This is a genomic window from Streptomyces sp. NPDC090077 (assembly GCF_044747545.1).
Lineage (GTDB): Bacteria > Actinomycetota > Actinomycetes > Streptomycetales > Streptomycetaceae > Streptomyces.
In genome coordinates, this window is the sequence record NZ_JBIVEG010000009.1 from 176,239 (window position 1) to 192,472 (window position 16,234).

16 protein-coding genes and 1 riboswitch are annotated in these 16,234 nt (G+C 70.3%); of the genes, 9 read left to right on the forward strand and 7 right to left on the reverse strand.

Annotated features, from left to right (window positions below; genetic code table 11):
• Window positions 1-3: 3 nt before the first annotated feature.
• A complete protein-coding gene (locus ACIPW5_RS17815; protein WP_401245635.1) occupies window positions 4-1,509 on the reverse strand; it encodes a cytochrome ubiquinol oxidase subunit I in 1,506 nt (501 codons plus the stop codon).
• A gap of 202 nt (window positions 1,510-1,711) precedes the next feature.
• On the opposite strand from ACIPW5_RS17815, the gene ACIPW5_RS17820 reads away from it, so the two are divergent.
• Complete coding sequence (locus ACIPW5_RS17820) at window positions 1,712-2,080, forward strand: cyclophilin-like fold protein (protein WP_042801275.1); 369 nt, start codon at window positions 1,712-1,714, stop codon at window positions 2,078-2,080.
• Window positions 2,081-2,139: 59 nt separating this feature from the next.
• Here the strand turns inward: ACIPW5_RS17820 and hisC are convergent, their stop codons facing one another.
• Window positions 2,140-3,219: a histidinol-phosphate transaminase gene (gene hisC / locus ACIPW5_RS17825; RefSeq protein ID WP_401245637.1), complete on the reverse strand. Its 1,080-nt coding sequence runs from the start codon at window positions 3,217-3,219 to the stop codon at window positions 2,140-2,142.
• 362 nt (window positions 3,220-3,581) lie between these two features.
• On the opposite strand from hisC, the gene ACIPW5_RS17830 reads away from it, so the two are divergent.
• The 3 genes from ACIPW5_RS17830 (at window position 3,582) to ACIPW5_RS17840 (ending at window position 7,114) form a co-directional block, all read left to right on the forward strand.
• The gene (locus ACIPW5_RS17830) at window positions 3,582-4,697 is read left to right on the forward strand and encodes a LacI family DNA-binding transcriptional regulator (RefSeq protein ID WP_007265278.1); all 1,116 of its coding nucleotides are present in this window, start codon (window positions 3,582-3,584) and stop codon (window positions 4,695-4,697) included.
• 231 nt (window positions 4,698-4,928) lie between these two features.
• Window positions 4,929-6,149: a metallophosphoesterase gene (locus ACIPW5_RS17835; RefSeq protein ID WP_401245639.1), complete on the forward strand. Its 1,221-nt coding sequence runs from the start codon at window positions 4,929-4,931 to the stop codon at window positions 6,147-6,149.
• A 149-nt stretch (window positions 6,150-6,298) separates the two neighbouring features.
• Window positions 6,299-7,114, forward strand: a complete 816-nt coding sequence (locus ACIPW5_RS17840) for a hypothetical protein (RefSeq protein WP_401245641.1) — start codon at window positions 6,299-6,301, stop codon at window positions 7,112-7,114.
• 121 nt (window positions 7,115-7,235) lie between these two features.
• Here the strand turns inward: ACIPW5_RS17840 and thiC are convergent, their stop codons facing one another.
• On the reverse strand, window positions 7,236-9,023 hold the full coding sequence (thiC, locus tag ACIPW5_RS17845; protein ID WP_401245643.1) for a phosphomethylpyrimidine synthase ThiC: 1,788 nt from the start codon (window positions 9,021-9,023) through the stop codon (window positions 7,236-7,238).
• A riboswitch (TPP riboswitch) is annotated at window positions 9,017-9,161 on the reverse strand. It overlaps the preceding gene by 7 nt.
• A gap of 39 nt (window positions 9,162-9,200) precedes the next feature.
• Here thiC and ACIPW5_RS17850 point away from each other — a divergent pair.
• Window positions 9,201-10,661: a YibE/F family protein gene (locus ACIPW5_RS17850; protein WP_401245645.1), complete on the forward strand. Its 1,461-nt coding sequence runs from the start codon at window positions 9,201-9,203 to the stop codon at window positions 10,659-10,661.
• 37 nt (window positions 10,662-10,698) lie between these two features.
• Here ACIPW5_RS17850 and ACIPW5_RS17855 read toward each other — a convergent pair whose 3' ends face one another.
• The 4 genes from ACIPW5_RS17855 to ACIPW5_RS17870 all read right to left on the reverse strand — a co-directional run bounded on the left by ACIPW5_RS17855 (window position 10,699) and on the right by ACIPW5_RS17870 (window position 12,952).
• A complete protein-coding gene (locus tag ACIPW5_RS17855; protein ID WP_401245647.1) occupies window positions 10,699-11,148 on the reverse strand; it encodes an SsgA family sporulation/cell division regulator in 450 nt (149 codons plus the stop codon).
• A gap of 97 nt (window positions 11,149-11,245) precedes the next feature.
• Window positions 11,246-12,016, reverse strand: coding sequence for an IclR family transcriptional regulator (locus tag ACIPW5_RS17860; RefSeq protein ID WP_401245649.1), 771 nt, complete (start codon window positions 12,014-12,016; stop codon window positions 11,246-11,248).
• Between the two features lie 181 nt (window positions 12,017-12,197).
• Window positions 12,198-12,422 (reverse strand): DUF5326 family protein, encoded by a 225-nt coding sequence (locus tag ACIPW5_RS17865; protein ID WP_401245815.1) that lies wholly within the window; start codon window positions 12,420-12,422, stop codon window positions 12,198-12,200.
• Between the two features lie 212 nt (window positions 12,423-12,634).
• Window positions 12,635-12,952 carry a cupin domain-containing protein gene (locus tag ACIPW5_RS17870; protein WP_401245651.1) on the reverse strand — a complete coding sequence of 106 codons (318 nt, stop codon included), beginning with the start codon at window positions 12,950-12,952 and terminating at the stop codon, window positions 12,635-12,637.
• 93 nt (window positions 12,953-13,045) lie between these two features.
• Here ACIPW5_RS17870 and ACIPW5_RS17875 point away from each other — a divergent pair, with 93 nt between their 5' ends.
• The 4 genes from ACIPW5_RS17875 (at window position 13,046) to ACIPW5_RS17890 (ending at window position 16,199) form a co-directional block, all read left to right on the forward strand.
• A complete protein-coding gene (locus ACIPW5_RS17875) occupies window positions 13,046-13,426 on the forward strand; it encodes a phage holin family protein (protein ID WP_401245653.1) in 381 nt (126 codons plus the stop codon).
• A gap of 11 nt (window positions 13,427-13,437) precedes the next feature.
• Complete coding sequence (locus tag ACIPW5_RS17880; protein ID WP_401245655.1) at window positions 13,438-13,947, forward strand: low molecular weight protein-tyrosine-phosphatase; 510 nt, start codon at window positions 13,438-13,440, stop codon at window positions 13,945-13,947.
• Entirely contained in the window at window positions 13,944-15,122 is a 1,179-nt protein-coding gene (locus ACIPW5_RS17885; RefSeq protein WP_401245657.1) for a cystathionine gamma-lyase, read from the forward strand. Before ACIPW5_RS17880 ends, ACIPW5_RS17885 begins: the two co-directional genes overlap by 4 nt.
• A 180-nt stretch (window positions 15,123-15,302) precedes the next feature.
• Window positions 15,303-16,199 carry a LysR family transcriptional regulator gene (locus ACIPW5_RS17890; protein ID WP_401245658.1) on the forward strand — a complete coding sequence of 299 codons (897 nt, stop codon included), beginning with the start codon at window positions 15,303-15,305 and terminating at the stop codon, window positions 16,197-16,199.
• The last annotated feature ends 35 nt before the right edge of the window (window positions 16,200-16,234 follow it).

Sequence of the window (16,234 nt, forward strand, 5' to 3'; positions counted from 1 at the left end):
GCCTCAGTACGAGAAGGCCATCGGCCGGTCGGGGTTCTTGTCGTCCCCGCCGATCCTGGTGGGCGGGTTGAGGTCGGCCTCGGTCAGCTCGGGCGGGCCCGCCTTGACGTACTTCACCATCAGCCGGACCTCGATCACCGCAAGCACGGCGTAGAGCAGCGTGAAGCCGATCATTGAGGTGAGCACTTCGGCCTGCGTGACGTTCGGCGAGACCGCGTCCCTGGTGCGCAGCACTCCGTAGACCACCCACGGCTGGCGGCCCATTTCGGTGAAGATCCAGCCCCAGGAGTTGGCGATCAGCGGGAAGAGCATGGTCCAGAGGGCGACGATCCAGTACAGCTGGGTGAACCGGGGGCTGAGCGCCTTCTTGAAGAGGACGAGATGGGGGACCTCGTCCTCGGCGGTGCGCAGCGCCGGCGGCAGCAGGAACCGCTTGCGGGTCAGCCACAGCCCGAGCATGCCGATCCCGAGGGAGGCCATGCCGAAGCCGATCATCCAGCGGAAGCCCCAGTAGGCGACGGGGATGTTGGGGCGGTAGTCGCCGGGTCCGAACTTCTCCTGCTCGGCCTTGTTGACGTCGTTGATGCCCGGGACGAAGGAGCTGAAGTCGTCGTTGGCGAGGAACGACAGCAGGCCCGGGATCTCGATGGCCACCTTGTTGTGGCCCTTCTCGACGTCGCCGTAGGCGAAGACGGAGAACGGGGCCGGCGCCTCGCCGTCCCAGAGGGCCTCGGCGGCGGCCATCTTCATCGGCTGCTGCTTGAACATCACCTTGCCGAGCAGGTCGCCGCTGATCGCGGTGCCCAGACCGGCGATGATCATGACGACCAGGCCCAGCCGCAGCGAGCTGCGCATCACCGGGACGTGCTTCTTGCGCGCGAGGTGGAAGGCGGCGATGCCGACCATGAACGCGCCGCCGACGAGGAACGCGGCCGTGATGGTGTGGAAGAACTGGGTGAGGGCCGTGTCCTGGGTGAGGACCTTCCAGAAGTCGGTGAGCTCGGCTCGGCCCCGCTCCTCGTTGATGCGGTAGCCGACCGGGTGCTGCATCCAGGAGTTGGCCGCCAGGATGAAGTACGCGGACAGGACGGTGCCGAGGGAGACCATCCAGATGCAGGCGAGGTGGATCTTCTTGGGCAGCTTGTCCCAGCCGAAGATCCACAGGCCTATGAAGGTCGACTCGAAGAAGAAGGCGATCAGCGCCTCGAACGCCAGCGGGGCGCCGAAGATGTCACCCACGAATCGCGAGTAGTCGGACCAGTTCATGCCGAACTGGAACTCCTGGACGATGCCGGTGACGACACCCATCGCGATATTGATCAAGAAAAGCTTGCCCCAGAACTTCGTGGCCCTGAGGTACTTCTCCTTCTCCGTGCGGACCCACGCCGTCTGCAGGCCGGCGGTCAGCGCGGCGAGCGAGATGGTGAGCGGCACGAAGAGGAAGTGGTAGACGGTGGTGATGCCGAACTGCCAGCGCGCCAATGTCTCAGGCGCCAAAGCTAGGTCCACGTCGTCTTCTCCTTGTCGTCGCCGTGGTCACAGCGGGCAGTCTGCCTGGCGGGTTCCCTCCCATACCGGGAGGAAGCAGGACACGCTTGTGAACGCGTTCACATTCACAAGCATTATGTCCTACCGCCTACGGCCTGAATCAGCCGGGGTCCCTCTTATCGGCCACTAGCCAAGGATTTCAACAGATTGTTGAATGTGGCCCATGCAGATTCGAATCTCCTGGCCTGCGGGCCTGCTCACCGCAACCCTCGACGAGACCCCGACCAGCAAGGCGCTGGCCGCGGCCCTCCCGATCTCCGCCTCCGCAAACACCTGGGGCGAGGAGGTCTACTTCGACACCGGGGTCTCCGTGGCCCTGGAGGACGACGCCCAGCAGGTCGTCGAGCCCGGCACGGTCGCCTTCTGGACCGAGGGCGACGCACTCGCCCTGCCCTACGGCCCCACGCCCATCTCGCGCGGAGGCGAGAGCCGCCTGGCGAGCCCCTGCAACGTGCTCGGCTCGTTCGACGGCGACCCCCGCCTCCTGGCCACCGTCCGCGACGGCGACCCCATCCGCGTGGAGCTGGTCTGACGACGGCTGCGTGACCACAGCAGCCCCGCCCAGCCCTTCGCCACCACGGCTCCCCGTGGCTACAGCTCCTTGAAGAACGCCTCCGCCGTGTGCAGGAAGAGGTCGTTCGCCTCGGTCTCACCGATCGTGACCCGCAGGCCCTCGCCCGCGAAGGGCCGGACCACCACACCGGCCTTCTCGCAGGCCTCCGCGAACTCCGCGGTCCGCTCCCCAAGCCGCATCCAGACGAAGTTGGCCTGGGTGTCCGGAACCGTCCAGCCCTGCGCGAGCAGCGTCTCGTGCACCCGGTTGCGTTCGCACACCAGCGTCCCGACCCGGCCCATCAGCTCGTCCTCCGCCCGCAGCGAGGCGACCGCCGCGTCCTGGGCGAGCTGGCTCACGCCGAAGGGCACCGCCGTCTTGCGCAGCGCCGCGGCCACCGGCTCATGCGCCACCGCGAAGCCGACGCGCAGGCCGGCCAGCCCGTACGCCTTGGAGAACGTGCGCAGCACGGCCACGTTCGGACGGTTGCGGTAGAGCTCGATGCCGTCCGGCACGTCGGCGTCGCGCACGAACTCGCGGTAGGCCTCGTCCAGAACCACCAGGACGTCCGAGGGCACCCGGTCCAGGAACCGCTCCAGCTCCGCGCGGCGCACGGCAGTGCCGGTGGGGTTGTTGGGGTTGCAAACGAAGATCAGGCGGGTCCGGTCGGTGATCGCGGCGGCCATCGCGTCGAGGTCGTGGACGTCCCCGTCGGTCAGCGGCACCTGCACCGACGTCGCGCCGGAGATCTGGGTGATGATCGGGTACGCCTCGAAGGACCGCCAGGCGTAGATGACCTCGTCACCCGGGCCGGCCGTCGACTGGATCAGCGACTGGGCGACGCCCACCGAGCCGGTGCCCGTGGCGATGTGCTCGACCGGCACGCCGAAACGCTCCGCCAGCTCGTTCACCAGTCCGGTGCACGCCATGTCCGGGTAGCGGTTGAACCGGCCCGCGGCCGCGACCGCGGTTTCCAGGACGCCCGGCAGCGGCGGATACGGGTTCTCGTTCGAGGACAGCTTGAACGCGACGGCCCCGCCCGCGGCAGCGGGCTTGCCGGGCTTGTAGGTGGGAATGCCGTCCAGCTCGGCGCGCAGCTTCGGGCTCTTCTCGCTCACCGCAGGTCCTCCTCGACCGTCCCGTCGACGTCTCCGTCGACTCAATACTGCTCACCTTATGAGGATTCCGCCGATCCGAGAATGGCGGGCGCCAGGAACACGGGGGGAGCGCACGCATATATGCGCGCGCCGGTGGCCTGCGCCGTGGCGCGCATCCCTCGTGCAGGTGAGTTGAGGGCGGCCCGACACGGCTCCGTTTTGGCATGCTCGTACCCGTCTACAAGCCCCACTTTCGACACAAGGCGGGAAATACCTTCAATTCCAAGGTCATTGGGGGTGGCGAACCATGCAGAATCGTGCCTGTCAACGCGTGCATATGCACCTGAACCACCCTCCCCTCCGAGCCCTACTATCGGCTCGCCATGACAGCAGCAGGGAAGCATCAGGTGAGCCGGACCGAGACCACCCGGCGGGTCGGCGGCCGACAGGGCCGTGCCGGCATCAGGGACGTGGCCGCCGCGGCGGGCGTGTCCATCACAACCGTCTCCGACGCGCTCAATGGCAAGGGGAGGCTCCCGGACGCCACCCGCCGCCACGTCCGCGAGGTCGCCGACCGGCTGGGGTACCGCCCCTCCGCCGCGGCCCGCACCCTCCGTACCGGCAAGTCGGGGCTCATCGGCCTGACCGTGACCACGTACGGGGATGAACCTTTCACCTTCACCGAGTTCGCGTACTTCGCCGAGATGGCGCGGGCCGCCACCTCCGCGGCACTCGCCCGCGGCTACGCCCTCGTCATCCTGCCCGCCACGTCACGACACGACGTCTGGTCCAACGTGGCCCTCGACGGCACCGTCGTCATCGACCCGTCCGACCACGACCCCGTCGTCAGCGAGCTGGTCCGCCAGGGCCTGCCCGTGGTCTCCGACGGCCGGCCGGCGGGCACCCTGCCCGTCACCGCCTGGGTGGACAACGACCACGAAGCCGCCGTACTGGGCCTCCTCGACCACCTCGCCGCCGCCGGGGCCCGCCGCATCGGACTGCTGACGGGCACCACCACCGACACCTACACCCGGCTCTCCACGACCGCCTACCTCAACTGGTGCGAGCGCGTCGGCCAGGACCCCGTCTACGAGTCCTACCCCGCCCACGACCCGTGCGCGGGCGCCGTCGCCGCCGACCGGCTCCTCGCCCGCCCCGACCGGCCGGACGCCGTGTACGGGCTCTTCGACCCCAACGGCACCGACCTGCTCGCCGCCGCCCGCCGCTACGGGCTGCGGGTCCCCGAGGACCTGCTCCTCGTCTGCTGCAGCGAGTCCACCGTCTACGCGAACACCGAACCGCCCATCACCACGCTCTCCCTGAAGCCCCGCCGCATCGGCACCGCGGTGGTACAGCTGCTGATCGACGCGATCGAGGGAGTGGACACCGGCCGCCCCGTGGAACAGGTCGTGCCGACCGAGCTGATCATCCGCACCTCCTCGCAGCGCAGGACCCCCCGGACGACCGTCAGCCCGCCCCGCTCACCGGCCCAGGACTGACCTCCGCGCCGCCACTTGGGCGGGGCCGACGGCCCCGCCCAGGATTTCCCCAACACCGAAATCGGCACAAAGGGGCAGGAAGCAGAGGTTCCGGCCAGGATTCACCACCCCTGGTGCGTCACAGAGCGCGAGCCGCATTCCTATGATGGGCGCACGACATCACGGACCCTCCGCCCCGGAGGCGAGCAGGGTCCGCAGGTGTACGGCAGCGCGACGGTGGTGGAGGGGTCGATGACTCAGGGGGCCGGTCAGGGACCCGCGATGCGGACGGACACGCTGCGGGACTTCCGGGTGCCGGTCTCCGAACCCGTGCCGTACGCCGCGCCCGCCGCACTGCCCGGCGAGCCCCCCGTGTACGGCGAGTACCCCGTGTACTACGAGGAGAGCGCACACGTGCCCCCGCGGCCCGGGTACGCCCCCGAACAGCCCGCCCCGGCCCTTCCCGGCCACCCGGGCACGGAGACCGTCCCGCAGCAGCGCACCGCGGGCGACGGCGAGTACGACGGCGGCGACGACGGCTACACGCCCACGCAGCGCGACCTGCCCGTCATCGTCCGCGGCCCGGCCGGCGGCCCCGGGGACACCGTGCAGGTCCACTACGTCCCCCAGGAGAACCCGGGTTCCGGCCCCGGCCCGCTCTACGTCGTGGGCGACGTGCACGGTTACCTGGACGAGCTCATCCGGGAACTCCAGGCCCAGCACCTCATCGACGCCGAGTGCCGCTGGTCCGCCGGCAACGCCCGGCTCTGGTTCCTCGGCGACTTCACCGACCGCGGCCCCGACGGCATCGGCGTCATCGACCTCGTCATGCGCCTCTCCGCGGAAGCCGCCGCCGCCGGCGGCTACTGCAAGGCCCTGATGGGCAACCACGAACTGCTCCTGATCGGCGCCAAGCGCTTCGGCGACACCCCCGTGTCCTCCGGCGCCGGAACCGCCACCTTCCAGGCCGCCTGGCTGCTCAACGGCGGCCAGCGCACCGACATGGAGCGCCTGGAGGACGTCCACCTCCAGTGGATGTCCCGGCTCGACGCGGCAACGCTCCAGGACGGCCACCTGCTGCTGCACTCCGACACCACGGCGTACCTGGACTACGGCGACTCCATCGAGGACGTCAACGACACCATCCACGAACTGCTCAACCGCAACGACGCCGACATCACCTGGGACCTCTTCCGCAAGTTCACCAAGCGGTTCGCCTTCCGCGACGAGGAGACCGGCCCCCAGGCCGTACGGGAGCTCCTGAGCACCTACGGCGGCGGTCGCGTCGTCCACGGCCACAGCCCCATCCCGTACCTGCTCGGCGAGGTCGGCACCGAGGACGGGGACGACTCCCACGGCCCGGAGGCCGTGGACGGGCCGCACGTGTACGCGGACGGGCTGGCGATCGCGATGGACGGCGGCGTGACGATGGCGGGCAAGCTGCTCGTCGTTCAACTACCTCTGCGCGACTGAGCGTTCTCGGAGCGGGGTATTTCAGCAAAGCCCCTGTCACGGCGTGGCAGGGGCGCTCTACCATCGCTCTATCCGTAGCAGGCTCTCCTCCGTTTGTGCCGGAGCCCCGGATCTACGCGGGCATACCGGCATGTACGGAGCATCGGGGGATGCACATGACCAGCGCTCCGCACCTGCTCACCGAAGACCGACCCGAGTTCGACCGGCTCCTCGACGAGGCGCTGCGCACCGCGGACGAACGGCCCGAACTCGCCACCCTGGGCGAACGGCTGAACGCCGAACAACTGCGCACCATGGCCCTGGCCGCCACCACGCTCCTGACCGCCGCGGCGGCCGCCGAGTACGACCACTACGTGAAGGTGCGGGAGGAGCTCCGCGACGGGGCCCTGTCGGCCTCCGGGGCGGCCGCCGAAGACGGGGCCGAGGACCAGGACGGCGGGGCCGGAGTGAGCGCCGTGGTCGGCGTCCTCGCACCGGTACTGGCGGGCACCGCCATGCTGATCTTCCTGCTGGTGGGCTACTGCCTCAAATTGCTCGACCCCGCCCCGGCCTTCGCCGAGACGATGCTGACGGCGGGCTGGCTCTTCGGTGCGCTCACCGTGGCCGCCCTGCTGTTCGCCGTGATCGGGCTGCTCGTGACGGCCGTGCGCAACAGCTCCACGGAGGTCGCGGCGGCGGAGACCGTGCCGATACCCGACGAGCTCTCCCGCGCCCGGGAGGCCTGGCGCAACGCGCTGTTGGAGCGGGGCATCGTGCCGTTCCTGCGCGACGCACTGGCCGACCCCACCGCGGGAGCGGGCTACCCGGTGCCGCGTACGCCGGGGGCCGGGCGGATCCCCAGCCTGGGGTACACACGCCCGGACTTCACCAGCCCCGGCCCGTCCTCCCAGGGGCCCCGTCCCGGCTACACCTCGCCGGACTTCACCAGCCCCGACTTCGGCGGCCCGGAGCACGACCCGGAGTGAGACCCCGGCCTGTTTCACGTGAAACATCCGCGGGGCGCACGGGCCCTCCCGCAACGCAGAAGGCAGAAGGCCGGCCGACGGCTCCCCCCGGAATGCCGTCGGCCGGCCCTCTCCGCACCGGTCAGTCGGCCAGCGGCAGGTAGACCCTGTTGCCCGAGGCCGCGAACTCGGCGGACTTCTCCGCCATGCCCGCCTCGATCTCGTCGGCCTTCAGGTCACCGCCGTGCTCACGGCGGATGTCCTGCGAGATCTTCATGGAGCAGAACTTCGGACCGCACATGGAGCAGAAGTGCGCGGTCTTGGCCGGCTCGGCCGGGAGCGTCTCGTCGTGGAACTCACGGGCCGTGTCCGGGTCGAGGGCCAGGTTGAACTGGTCCTCCCAGCGGAACTCGAACCGTGCGTCCGACAGGGCGTCGTCCCACTCCTGGGCGCCCGGGTGGCCCTTGGCCAGGTCCGCCGCGTGGGCGGAGATCTTGTAGGTGATGACGCCGGTCTTCACGTCGTCCCGGTTGGGCAGACCCAGGTGCTCCTTGGGCGTCACGTAGCAGAGCATCGCGGTGCCCCACCAGGCGATCATCGCGGCGCCGATGCCCGAGGTGATGTGGTCGTACGCGGGCGCGACGTCCGTGGTCAGCGGGCCGAGCGTGTAGAACGGCGCCTCCTCGCAGATCTCCTGCTGGAGGTCGATGTTCTCCTTGATCTTGTGCATCGGGACGTGGCCCGGGCCCTCGATCATCGTCTGGACGTTGTGCCGCTTGGCGATGGTGTTGAGCTCGCCCAGCGTCTTCAGCTCCGCGAACTGCGCCGCGTCGTTGGCGTCCGCGATGGAGCCGGGGCGCAGGCCGTCGCCCAGCGAGTACGTGACGTCGTACGTCGCGAGGATCTCGCAGAGCTCCTCGAAGTTCGTGTAGAGGAAGTTCTCCTTGTGGTGCGCGAGGCACCAGGCGGCCATGATCGAGCCGCCGCGGGAGACGATGCCGGTCTTGCGACGGGCGGTCAGCGGCACGTACGGCAGCAGCACGCCGGCGTGGACCGTCATGTAGTCGACGCCCTGCTCGGCCTGCTCGATGACCGTGTCCTTGTAGATCTCCCAGGTCAGGTCCTCGGCCCTGCCGTCGACCTTCTCCAGGGCCTGGTAGAGCGGCACGGTGCCGATCGGGACCGGGGAGTTGCGCAGCACCCACTCGCGGGTGGTGTGGATGTTGCGGCCGGTGGAGAGGTCCATGACCGTGTCGGCACCCCAGCGGGTCGCCCAGGTCATCTTCTCCACCTCCTCCTCGATCGAGGAGGTGACCGCGGAGTTGCCGATGTTGGCGTTCACCTTCACCAGGAACTTCTTGCCGATGATCATCGGCTCGATCTCCGGGTGGTTCACGTTGGCCGGAAGCACCGCGCGGCCTGCGGCGATCTCCTCGCGGACGACCTCGGGGGAGACGTTCTCGCGGATCGCGACGTACTCCATCTCCGGGGTGATCTCGCCCCGGCGGGCGTACGCGAGCTGCGTGACGGCGGCGCCGCCACGGCCGCGACGGGGCTGCCGCGGGCGGCCCGGGAAGACCGCGTCGAGGTTCTTGAGGCCCCCGCGCGGAGAGGTGTGCTTGATGCCGTCGTCCTCGGGGCGCACGGGACGTCCCGCGTACTCCTCGGTGTCGCCGCGGCCGATGATCCAGTTCTCGCGGAGGGGCGCGAGGCCCCGGCGCACGTCGGTCTCGATCTGCGGGTCGGTGTACGGCCCGGACGTGTCGTAGAGCGTCACGTCCTTGCCGTTGGTGAGGTGGACCTGACGGACCGGCACCCGGATGTCGGGGCGGGAGCCCGCGACGTAGCCCTTGTGCCAGCCCGGCTTGCGCTCGGTCGAGCCGTCGGCGTCCTGGCTGACGGCAGGCGTGCGTGCGTCCTGAATGGTCATGAGACCTATCTCCCTACGCCGGCATTACCCGGTAACAGGTTCGGCGGTCGACGCAGCCTCCTCCCGTACGCATTCTCATGCGCGTACGGTGATCAGCGCCCTCTCAGCCCGGTGCTCCGAGCTCCCGCGTTGTGCAAAGTAGCCCCCACGTTAGCGTCGTGTGTGGCGTGCTGAACAGTGGGCCCCCTCATCTCTTGCGATGATCTGCCAGTGACGTCCTCGCCGCAGCCTCCCCACGAGCTCACCGATCCCTTGGGCCACACCGGCCACGAGCATGCGCCCCACGGGCATGCCCCAGCCTCCTCCCACGGGCCTTCGCACGGCCACGGACACGGCCACGGACACGGCCACAGTCACGGCCACGGGCCCGCGGCCCCGGTCTCCAAGCACCTGCGCAAGGTGATCGCCGCCGTGCTGATCCCCTTCGCCGCCGCCGTCTTCATCGGCATGGCCGTGCTCTGGCCGGGCGGCGCCCCCGCGCACGAGCGCACCGGCGTGGGCTTCGACCGGCAGACCCAGCAGGGCAAGGTCGTCGCTCTCGCGAAGGTCGACTGCAAATCCGTGAACGCCGCGCAGGTCCCTCCCACCGGCGACACCTCCACCCCCGAGGGGCGCGAGGCGCAGGCGGCCCAAACCGGCGAGTGCAAGAAGGCCACCATCGAGGTGACCAGCGGCCCGGAACAGGGCCGGGCCTTCTTCGAGATCGTCCAGCCGGGTGCGCCGCGGCAGCTGGAGAAGGGCCAGGAGGTGGTGGTGGCGTACGCGCCGGACGCGCCCCGGGACCTCCAGTACTCCGTGATCGACCTCAACCGGAAGCTCCCGCTGGCACTGCTGGCCGGCATCTTCGCCGTCGCGGTCGTCGTGGTGGGACGGATGCGCGGCATGTTCGCCCTCATCGCGCTCGTCGTCAGCTTCGGGGTGCTGACGCTCTTCATCCTCCCGGCGATCCTGCAGGGCTCGAACCCGCTGCTCGTCGCCATCATCGGGGCCAGCGCGATCATGCTGATCGCCCTCTACATGTGCCACGGGCTGACGGCGAGGACCTCGGTCGCCGTACTCGGCACGCTGGTCTCGCTCCTGCTGATCGGTCTGCTGGGCTCGCAGTTCATCGACTGGGCGTTCCTGAGCGGCAACACGGACGACAACACCGGGCTGATCCACGGGCTCTACCCGAACATCGACATGAGCGGTTTGCTGCTCGCAGGCGTGATCATCGGATCCCTCGGCGTGCTCGACGACGTGACCGTCACCCAGACCTCCGCCGTCTGGGAACTCCACCAGGCGGACCCGGGCATGGGCCCCCGCGCCCTCTACCGGGCGGCCATCCGGATCGGCCGCGACCACATCGCGTCGGTGGTGAACACCCTCGTCCTGGCATACGCCGGCGCCGCGCTGCCACTCCTGCTGCTGTTCTCGATCGCGAACAGCAGCATGGGGACGGTGGCCAACAGCGAGCTGGTGGCGGAGGAGATCGTACGGACCCTCGTGGGCTCCATCGGCCTCGTGGCCTCGGTACCGGTGACCACGGCGCTGGCGGCGCTGGTGGTCTCCGCCGACCGGCCCGAATCCGCGGACGGCGCGCCCGGGAGCCCGGCACCGGCCCGCGGCGGACGGGGCCGGCGCCGGCGCAAGCGCTGAGGGGCGGGTCGGCGGCCGGAACCTCCCGGCCGCGGCCTCAGCCCGCCTTGCGCTCGCCGTGCTGCGACTCGGAGAGGATCTTGCCGAGTGCCTGGTCGAGGCTCTCCTCGAAGTCGCCGAGGCTGCGCTCCTGACCGAGCGGAACGAGCCGGTCGGTCCGGTCGAGGAACGCGACCAGCGGCCCGGCTCCGGCCCGGAACAGGGCCCGGTCGCCGCCGACCTGAAGGCGGATGTGGACGTCGGACAGTTCGCCCGGCTCGGTGGGCGCGATGTGCACGTCGCCGTCACCGCTCGGCTTGTTGATGCCGTCGAGGAGCAGCTCCCGGCCGAACGCCCAGGTGACCGGGGCGTCGCCGGGGAGGTGGAAGGTCAGGCGCACCGCGTAGGGGTCACGGGCGTCGTACCGGAGCTCCACCGGGATACGGAACGCGAGCTCCTCGGAAACGAGGAAGCTCATCATGACCTCTGCCTGTACCGACTCGCGCATTGCCTACCCCGCTGTAGTGGAAGTGGCCAGGAATGATCCCTGAGGGCCGTCTTGACAAGGGTGGTGGAAGCGCCAGCAGATCACAAGGAGTGAGTTTTCAGATACTGATAGAGAACGAGAGAGTGCTCAACAGCGCGCCTACTTCACTCCGCAGTCGATCAACTACGCGGTGCAAACGGTCTTCTTCGTGCAAAGGAAGGGAAATCGCCATGGTTGCGGCAGCATCTCCGGCTGTGATCGGAATAGCCGCGCACACCGTGCCGAGCGCATATTCCTGACGCTCCGTAACCGGCTGCATCCGTTCCAGGGAGCCGATCCTCTGCTCCAGCGCGTGCACGTCCCGCACCGTGTAGGGCGTGATGCTCTCGACCGGGTACCGGTCGTAGTAGTCCTTGCGCGTCTTCTCGTCGAGCTGGCCCAGCAGGCACTGGCCGATGGCGTGGGCGTGGCCCGTCGCGCGGAAGTCGGCCCACTCCTGGCAGGCCGGGCTGGCCGGGGTGTCCGAGACGCCCACGACCTCGATCTCACCCTCGCGGTAGACCGCGAAGTAGACGGGGGCGCCGACCGCGTCGCGGAAGTGCGCGAGCGAGTCGAGGATCATGCTGCGACGTTTCTGCTGAAGTCCGCCACCCGCCAGCCGCCCGGCCGCGTCGCCGAGTACGAACACCCCGCTCTCGCGCCGCAGATAGCCCTCGTGCGTCAGGGTGCGCAGCAGGTGGTACGCGGTGGGGAGCGGGAGCCCGGCCTCGCGCGCCAGCTGTTTCGCCGGGGCTCCCCCGCTATGGGACCCCGCCGCTTCGAGGAGCCTCAACGCCCGCTGAACCGAACCGATCAGGGTCGGGACACCGGGATGGTGAACCGAAGGCAAAACTCACCCCCAGGCCTGGCGGCGGGCCTCGGGGTGGCCCGCTCTGCGGGGGCCGCCCCCAGGGAACGGCATGGATTGTCACCCTATCGGCCGGTTCCCGCCGTGCGGGCGGTTTGGCCGGTCCCGTTCCCCCGGCTGGGTCAATCCCCTTACCCGTTGGGGGAAAGGGGACGGACCAGTCCTACCAGTCGCTGGAGGAGGCCTTCGTTCCGCTGCCGCTGCCGGTGAACTTCTTGACCACGAAGACCAGACCGGCGACGAGGCCGACGAAGAGCAGCGCCTTGAAGGCGAACGAGATCAGCGCGCCGAGGATGGAGGTGATCACTCCGCCGAAGACGAAGAGCGCCAGCAGCGGAACGGCGACCCACTTGACCCACCAGGGCATGCCCGCGAACATCGCTCGGATCCCGTCCATGTTCCTACCTCTTCCTCGTCGGTGGCCCCGTGAGTCGGTGACTTCGCGAGTCCTCGGGTCCGTTTCTTTCCTCGCTCTCGATGCTAGGAGGCGCGGGCCCCGCGCAGGGGTCCGTGAGCCCCCGGAACCCCCTGACCCGCCCCCTAGGGGGATCAGGGGCCCGACCCTCAGAGCTGCGGCCGTGCTCAGCCCTCCGGCCGTGCTCAGCCCTCCGGCGGGGAGAAGACCACCATCACCTTCAAGGGCTCGGTGATGTGGTGGAACTTGTGCGGCACCCCCGCCGGTACGTAGACGACGCTGCCGTTGGCCACCACCGTCGTCTCCTCGCCGACCGTGATGGAGGCCCGCCCGCTCACCACGAAGTACACCTCGTCCTGGAGGTGCGGCTGCTGCGGGTCGCTCTCCCCGGCATCGAGGGCATACAGCCCGACCGACATGTTGCGCTCCCGCAGGAACTGCAGGTAGGCGCCGTTGTTGGCGGCGCGCTCCGCTTCGAGCTCGTCCAGCCGGAAGGCCTTCATCTTCGCTGTGCCCCTTGCTCTTCCCCGGCGGTGCCCCGGGATCCGCTGATCTGCCGATGCCCGGCCCGGATCTTCTCTGCCACGATCAGACACATGACGAATTTCGTAGTCAAGACGCTCGCCAACGCGGCGGCCCTGGCCGTCGCCGTCTGGCTGGTCTCCGGCATCACGCTCGACGACGGCAGCAGCACGGGAAGCCGCGCGCTGACCCTGATCCTGGTCGCACTGGTCTTCGGACTGGTCAACCTCATCGTCAAGCCCGTGGTGAAGCTGCTCTCGTTCCCGCTCTTCGTCCTCACCCTGGGCCTGTTCACCCTCGTCGTGAACGCCCTGATGCTGATGCTGACCTCCTGGCTCGCCGGGAAGTTCGACCTCAGCTTCCATGTGGACGGCTTCTGGACCGCGGTCCTCGGCGGCCTGATCATCTCCATCGTCTCCTGGGCCGTGAACCTGGCCCTGCCCGACAAGAACTGAGCGGACCGCCCATGTACCGCGTGTGCTTCGTCTGCACCGGCAACATATGCCGCTCCCCCATGGCCGAGTCGGTCTTCCGCGCCCGCGTCGTCGAGGCCGGGCTCGACGCGCTGGTCGAAGTGGACAGCGCCGGCACCGGCGGCTGGCACGAGGGCGACGGCGCCGATCCGCGCACCGTGGCCGTCCTGGAGGCCGCCGGGTACGAGCAGGACCACCGGGCCCGGCAGTTCCGGGCCGCGTGGTTCGACCGCCTCGACCTCGTCATCGCCCTGGACGCCGGCCACCTGCGGGACCTGCGCGCGCTCGCGCCCACCCCGGAGGCCGCCGCCAAGGTCCGGCTGCTGCGCTCGTACGACCCGGTGGCCCCGGCCGCACGGGCCGGCGTAGCGGGCGGGGCGGACGTGCCCGATCCGTACTACGGCCCGTTCGACGGATTCGAGGAGTGCCTGGCCCTGGTCGAGGCCGCGAGCACCGGCCTGCTGGAGGCCGTACGCACCGCCGTGAAGGAGGACACCCCGTGAACGAGCACACCCCCGGCGGGCCTGCCGGGACCCCGGCCACGGCAGACCGGTACGGCGACGGCACCCGGGCCGTGCGCGCCGGGCTGCCCGAGCCCGCCAAGAACGAACCACCGCTGCCCGGTCCGGTCTTCGCCGCCCACTTCCACCTCCCCGGCGAGGTCTCGGGCCCGTACACCTACGGCCGCGACACCAACCCCACCTGGACCCTGCTGGAACGGGCCGTCGGGGAACTGGAAGCACCCGGTGCGGAGGGGGCGGAGACCGTCGTCTTCGCCTCCGGCATGGCCGCCGTCTCCGCCGTCCTGCTCTCCCAGGCCCGCGCCGGCGACACCGTCGTGCTGCCCTCCGACGGCTACCAGGCACTGCCGTTGGTCCGCGAGCAGCTCGAGGCGTACGGAGTGCACGTGCGCACCGCGCCGACCGGCGGGGACGCCCAGCTCGCCGCACTCGAGGGGGCCCGGCTGCTGTGGATCGAGACCCCGTCCAACCCGGGCCTCGACGTCTGCGACGTCCGCCGCCTCGTGGCGGCCGCGCACGCGGCGGGAGCCCTCGTCGCCGTCGACAACACCCTCGCCACCCCGCTCGGACAACGTCCCCTGGAACTGGGCGCGGACTTCTCCGTCGCCAGCGGCACCAAGGGGCTCACCGGCCACGGGGACCTGCTGCTCGGCTACGTCGTCTGCCGCGACCCGGACCTGGCCGCGTCCGTCCGCCGCTGGCGCAAGATCGTCGGGGCGATCCCGGGGCCCATGGAGGCCTGGCTGGCCCACCGCTCCCTGGCCACCCTCCAGTTGCGGACCGGCCGCCAGTGGGGCAACGCCCTGGCGGTGGCCGAGGCGCTGGCCGACCGGCCCGAGGTCACCGGGGTGCGCTACCCGGGACTCCCCGCCGACCCCTCCCACAAGACCGCCGTCCGGCAGATGAGCGGCTTCGGATCGGTGGTCTCCTTCACCCTGCCGGACCGTGCGCACGCGGAACGCTTCATGGCCGCTCTGCACCTGGTCGAGGACGCCACCAGCTTCGGCGGAGTCCGCTCCACCGCGGAGCGGCGCGGCCGCTGGGGCGGCGACGACGTGCCGGAGGGGTTCATCCGCTTCTCCGCCGGGGCCGAGGACACCGAGGACCTGGTCGCCGACGTGCTCCGGGCCCTCGACACCGCGGCCTCCGGAGCCTGACCGGCCGCGCGCATCGGGGCGGTCCGAGCCTCCCCCCTGGTGGCTCGGACCGCCCCGGGTTCCCCGAGAGAAGAACCACGCGGACAAGGCTAGTTGACTCAGCGTCAGAGTCCAATCACGGTAACGACAGGTGCCTATCGCCATATTTATAGTTGAAGGCCCCCACCGAGAGGGGCCGCCATGGACCTGGCCCTGCTGCGCACCTTCGTCGCCGTGCACCGGGCCGGCTCGTTCACCCGGGCCGCCGCGCACCTCGGGCTGTCCCAGCCCGCCGTCACCTCGCAGATCCGCACCCTCGAACGACAGCTCGGCCGGCCCCTGTTCCACCGGCGCGCCCGGGGCGTCACCCCCACGGCCGTCGGCGACGAACTGGCCCACAAGGCGGCCCCGCACCTCGACGCGCTGCTCCGGATCGCCGAGACCGAACGGGAGGCCGCCGGAGCCCTGCGGACCCTGCACCTCGCCGGGCCGCCGGAGTTCCTCTGCCTGCGCGTGCTGCCCGCCCTCGCTCCCCTGGTCGGCCAGGGCCAGACCCTGCGGAGCGCCCTCGTGCCCGGCACCGAGGAGAACCTCGCCGGCCTGGCCGCCGGACAGCACGATCTGGTCGTCACCACCGGCCGGCCGCGCGGCGGCCCCTTCACCACGACCGTCCTCTGCGACGAGGAGCAGGTCCTGGTCGCCGCTCCCTACTGGGCCGCCCTGGCCGACCCCGCCGCACTGGGCGCCTCGGGCCCCGCGGCACTCGACGGGATCCCGGTCGTCGAGGTCCACGAGAGCCTGCCCCTGGTCACCCGCTACTGGGCCGCCGTCTTCGACTCCGCGCCCGACTGCGCCGCCACCGTCGTGGCGCCCGACCTGCGGGCGGTGCTGGAATGCGTACGGGCCGGCTCCGGACTGGCCGTCCTGCCCCGCTACCTGTGCCAGGACGCCCTCGACCGCGGTGAGATCGTCGCCCTGCTGGAACCCGCCGTGCCCCCACTGCGCACCTGGTTCCTCGTCGTACGAGCGGGCAGCCTGGCCCTCGCCCACCTCGCCCGGGCCCACGACCGCCTGCTGCGCGCCGCCGTGCGCTGGTGAGCCCCTCGGGTTTCGGACGACGGCGCGTTTCGGAA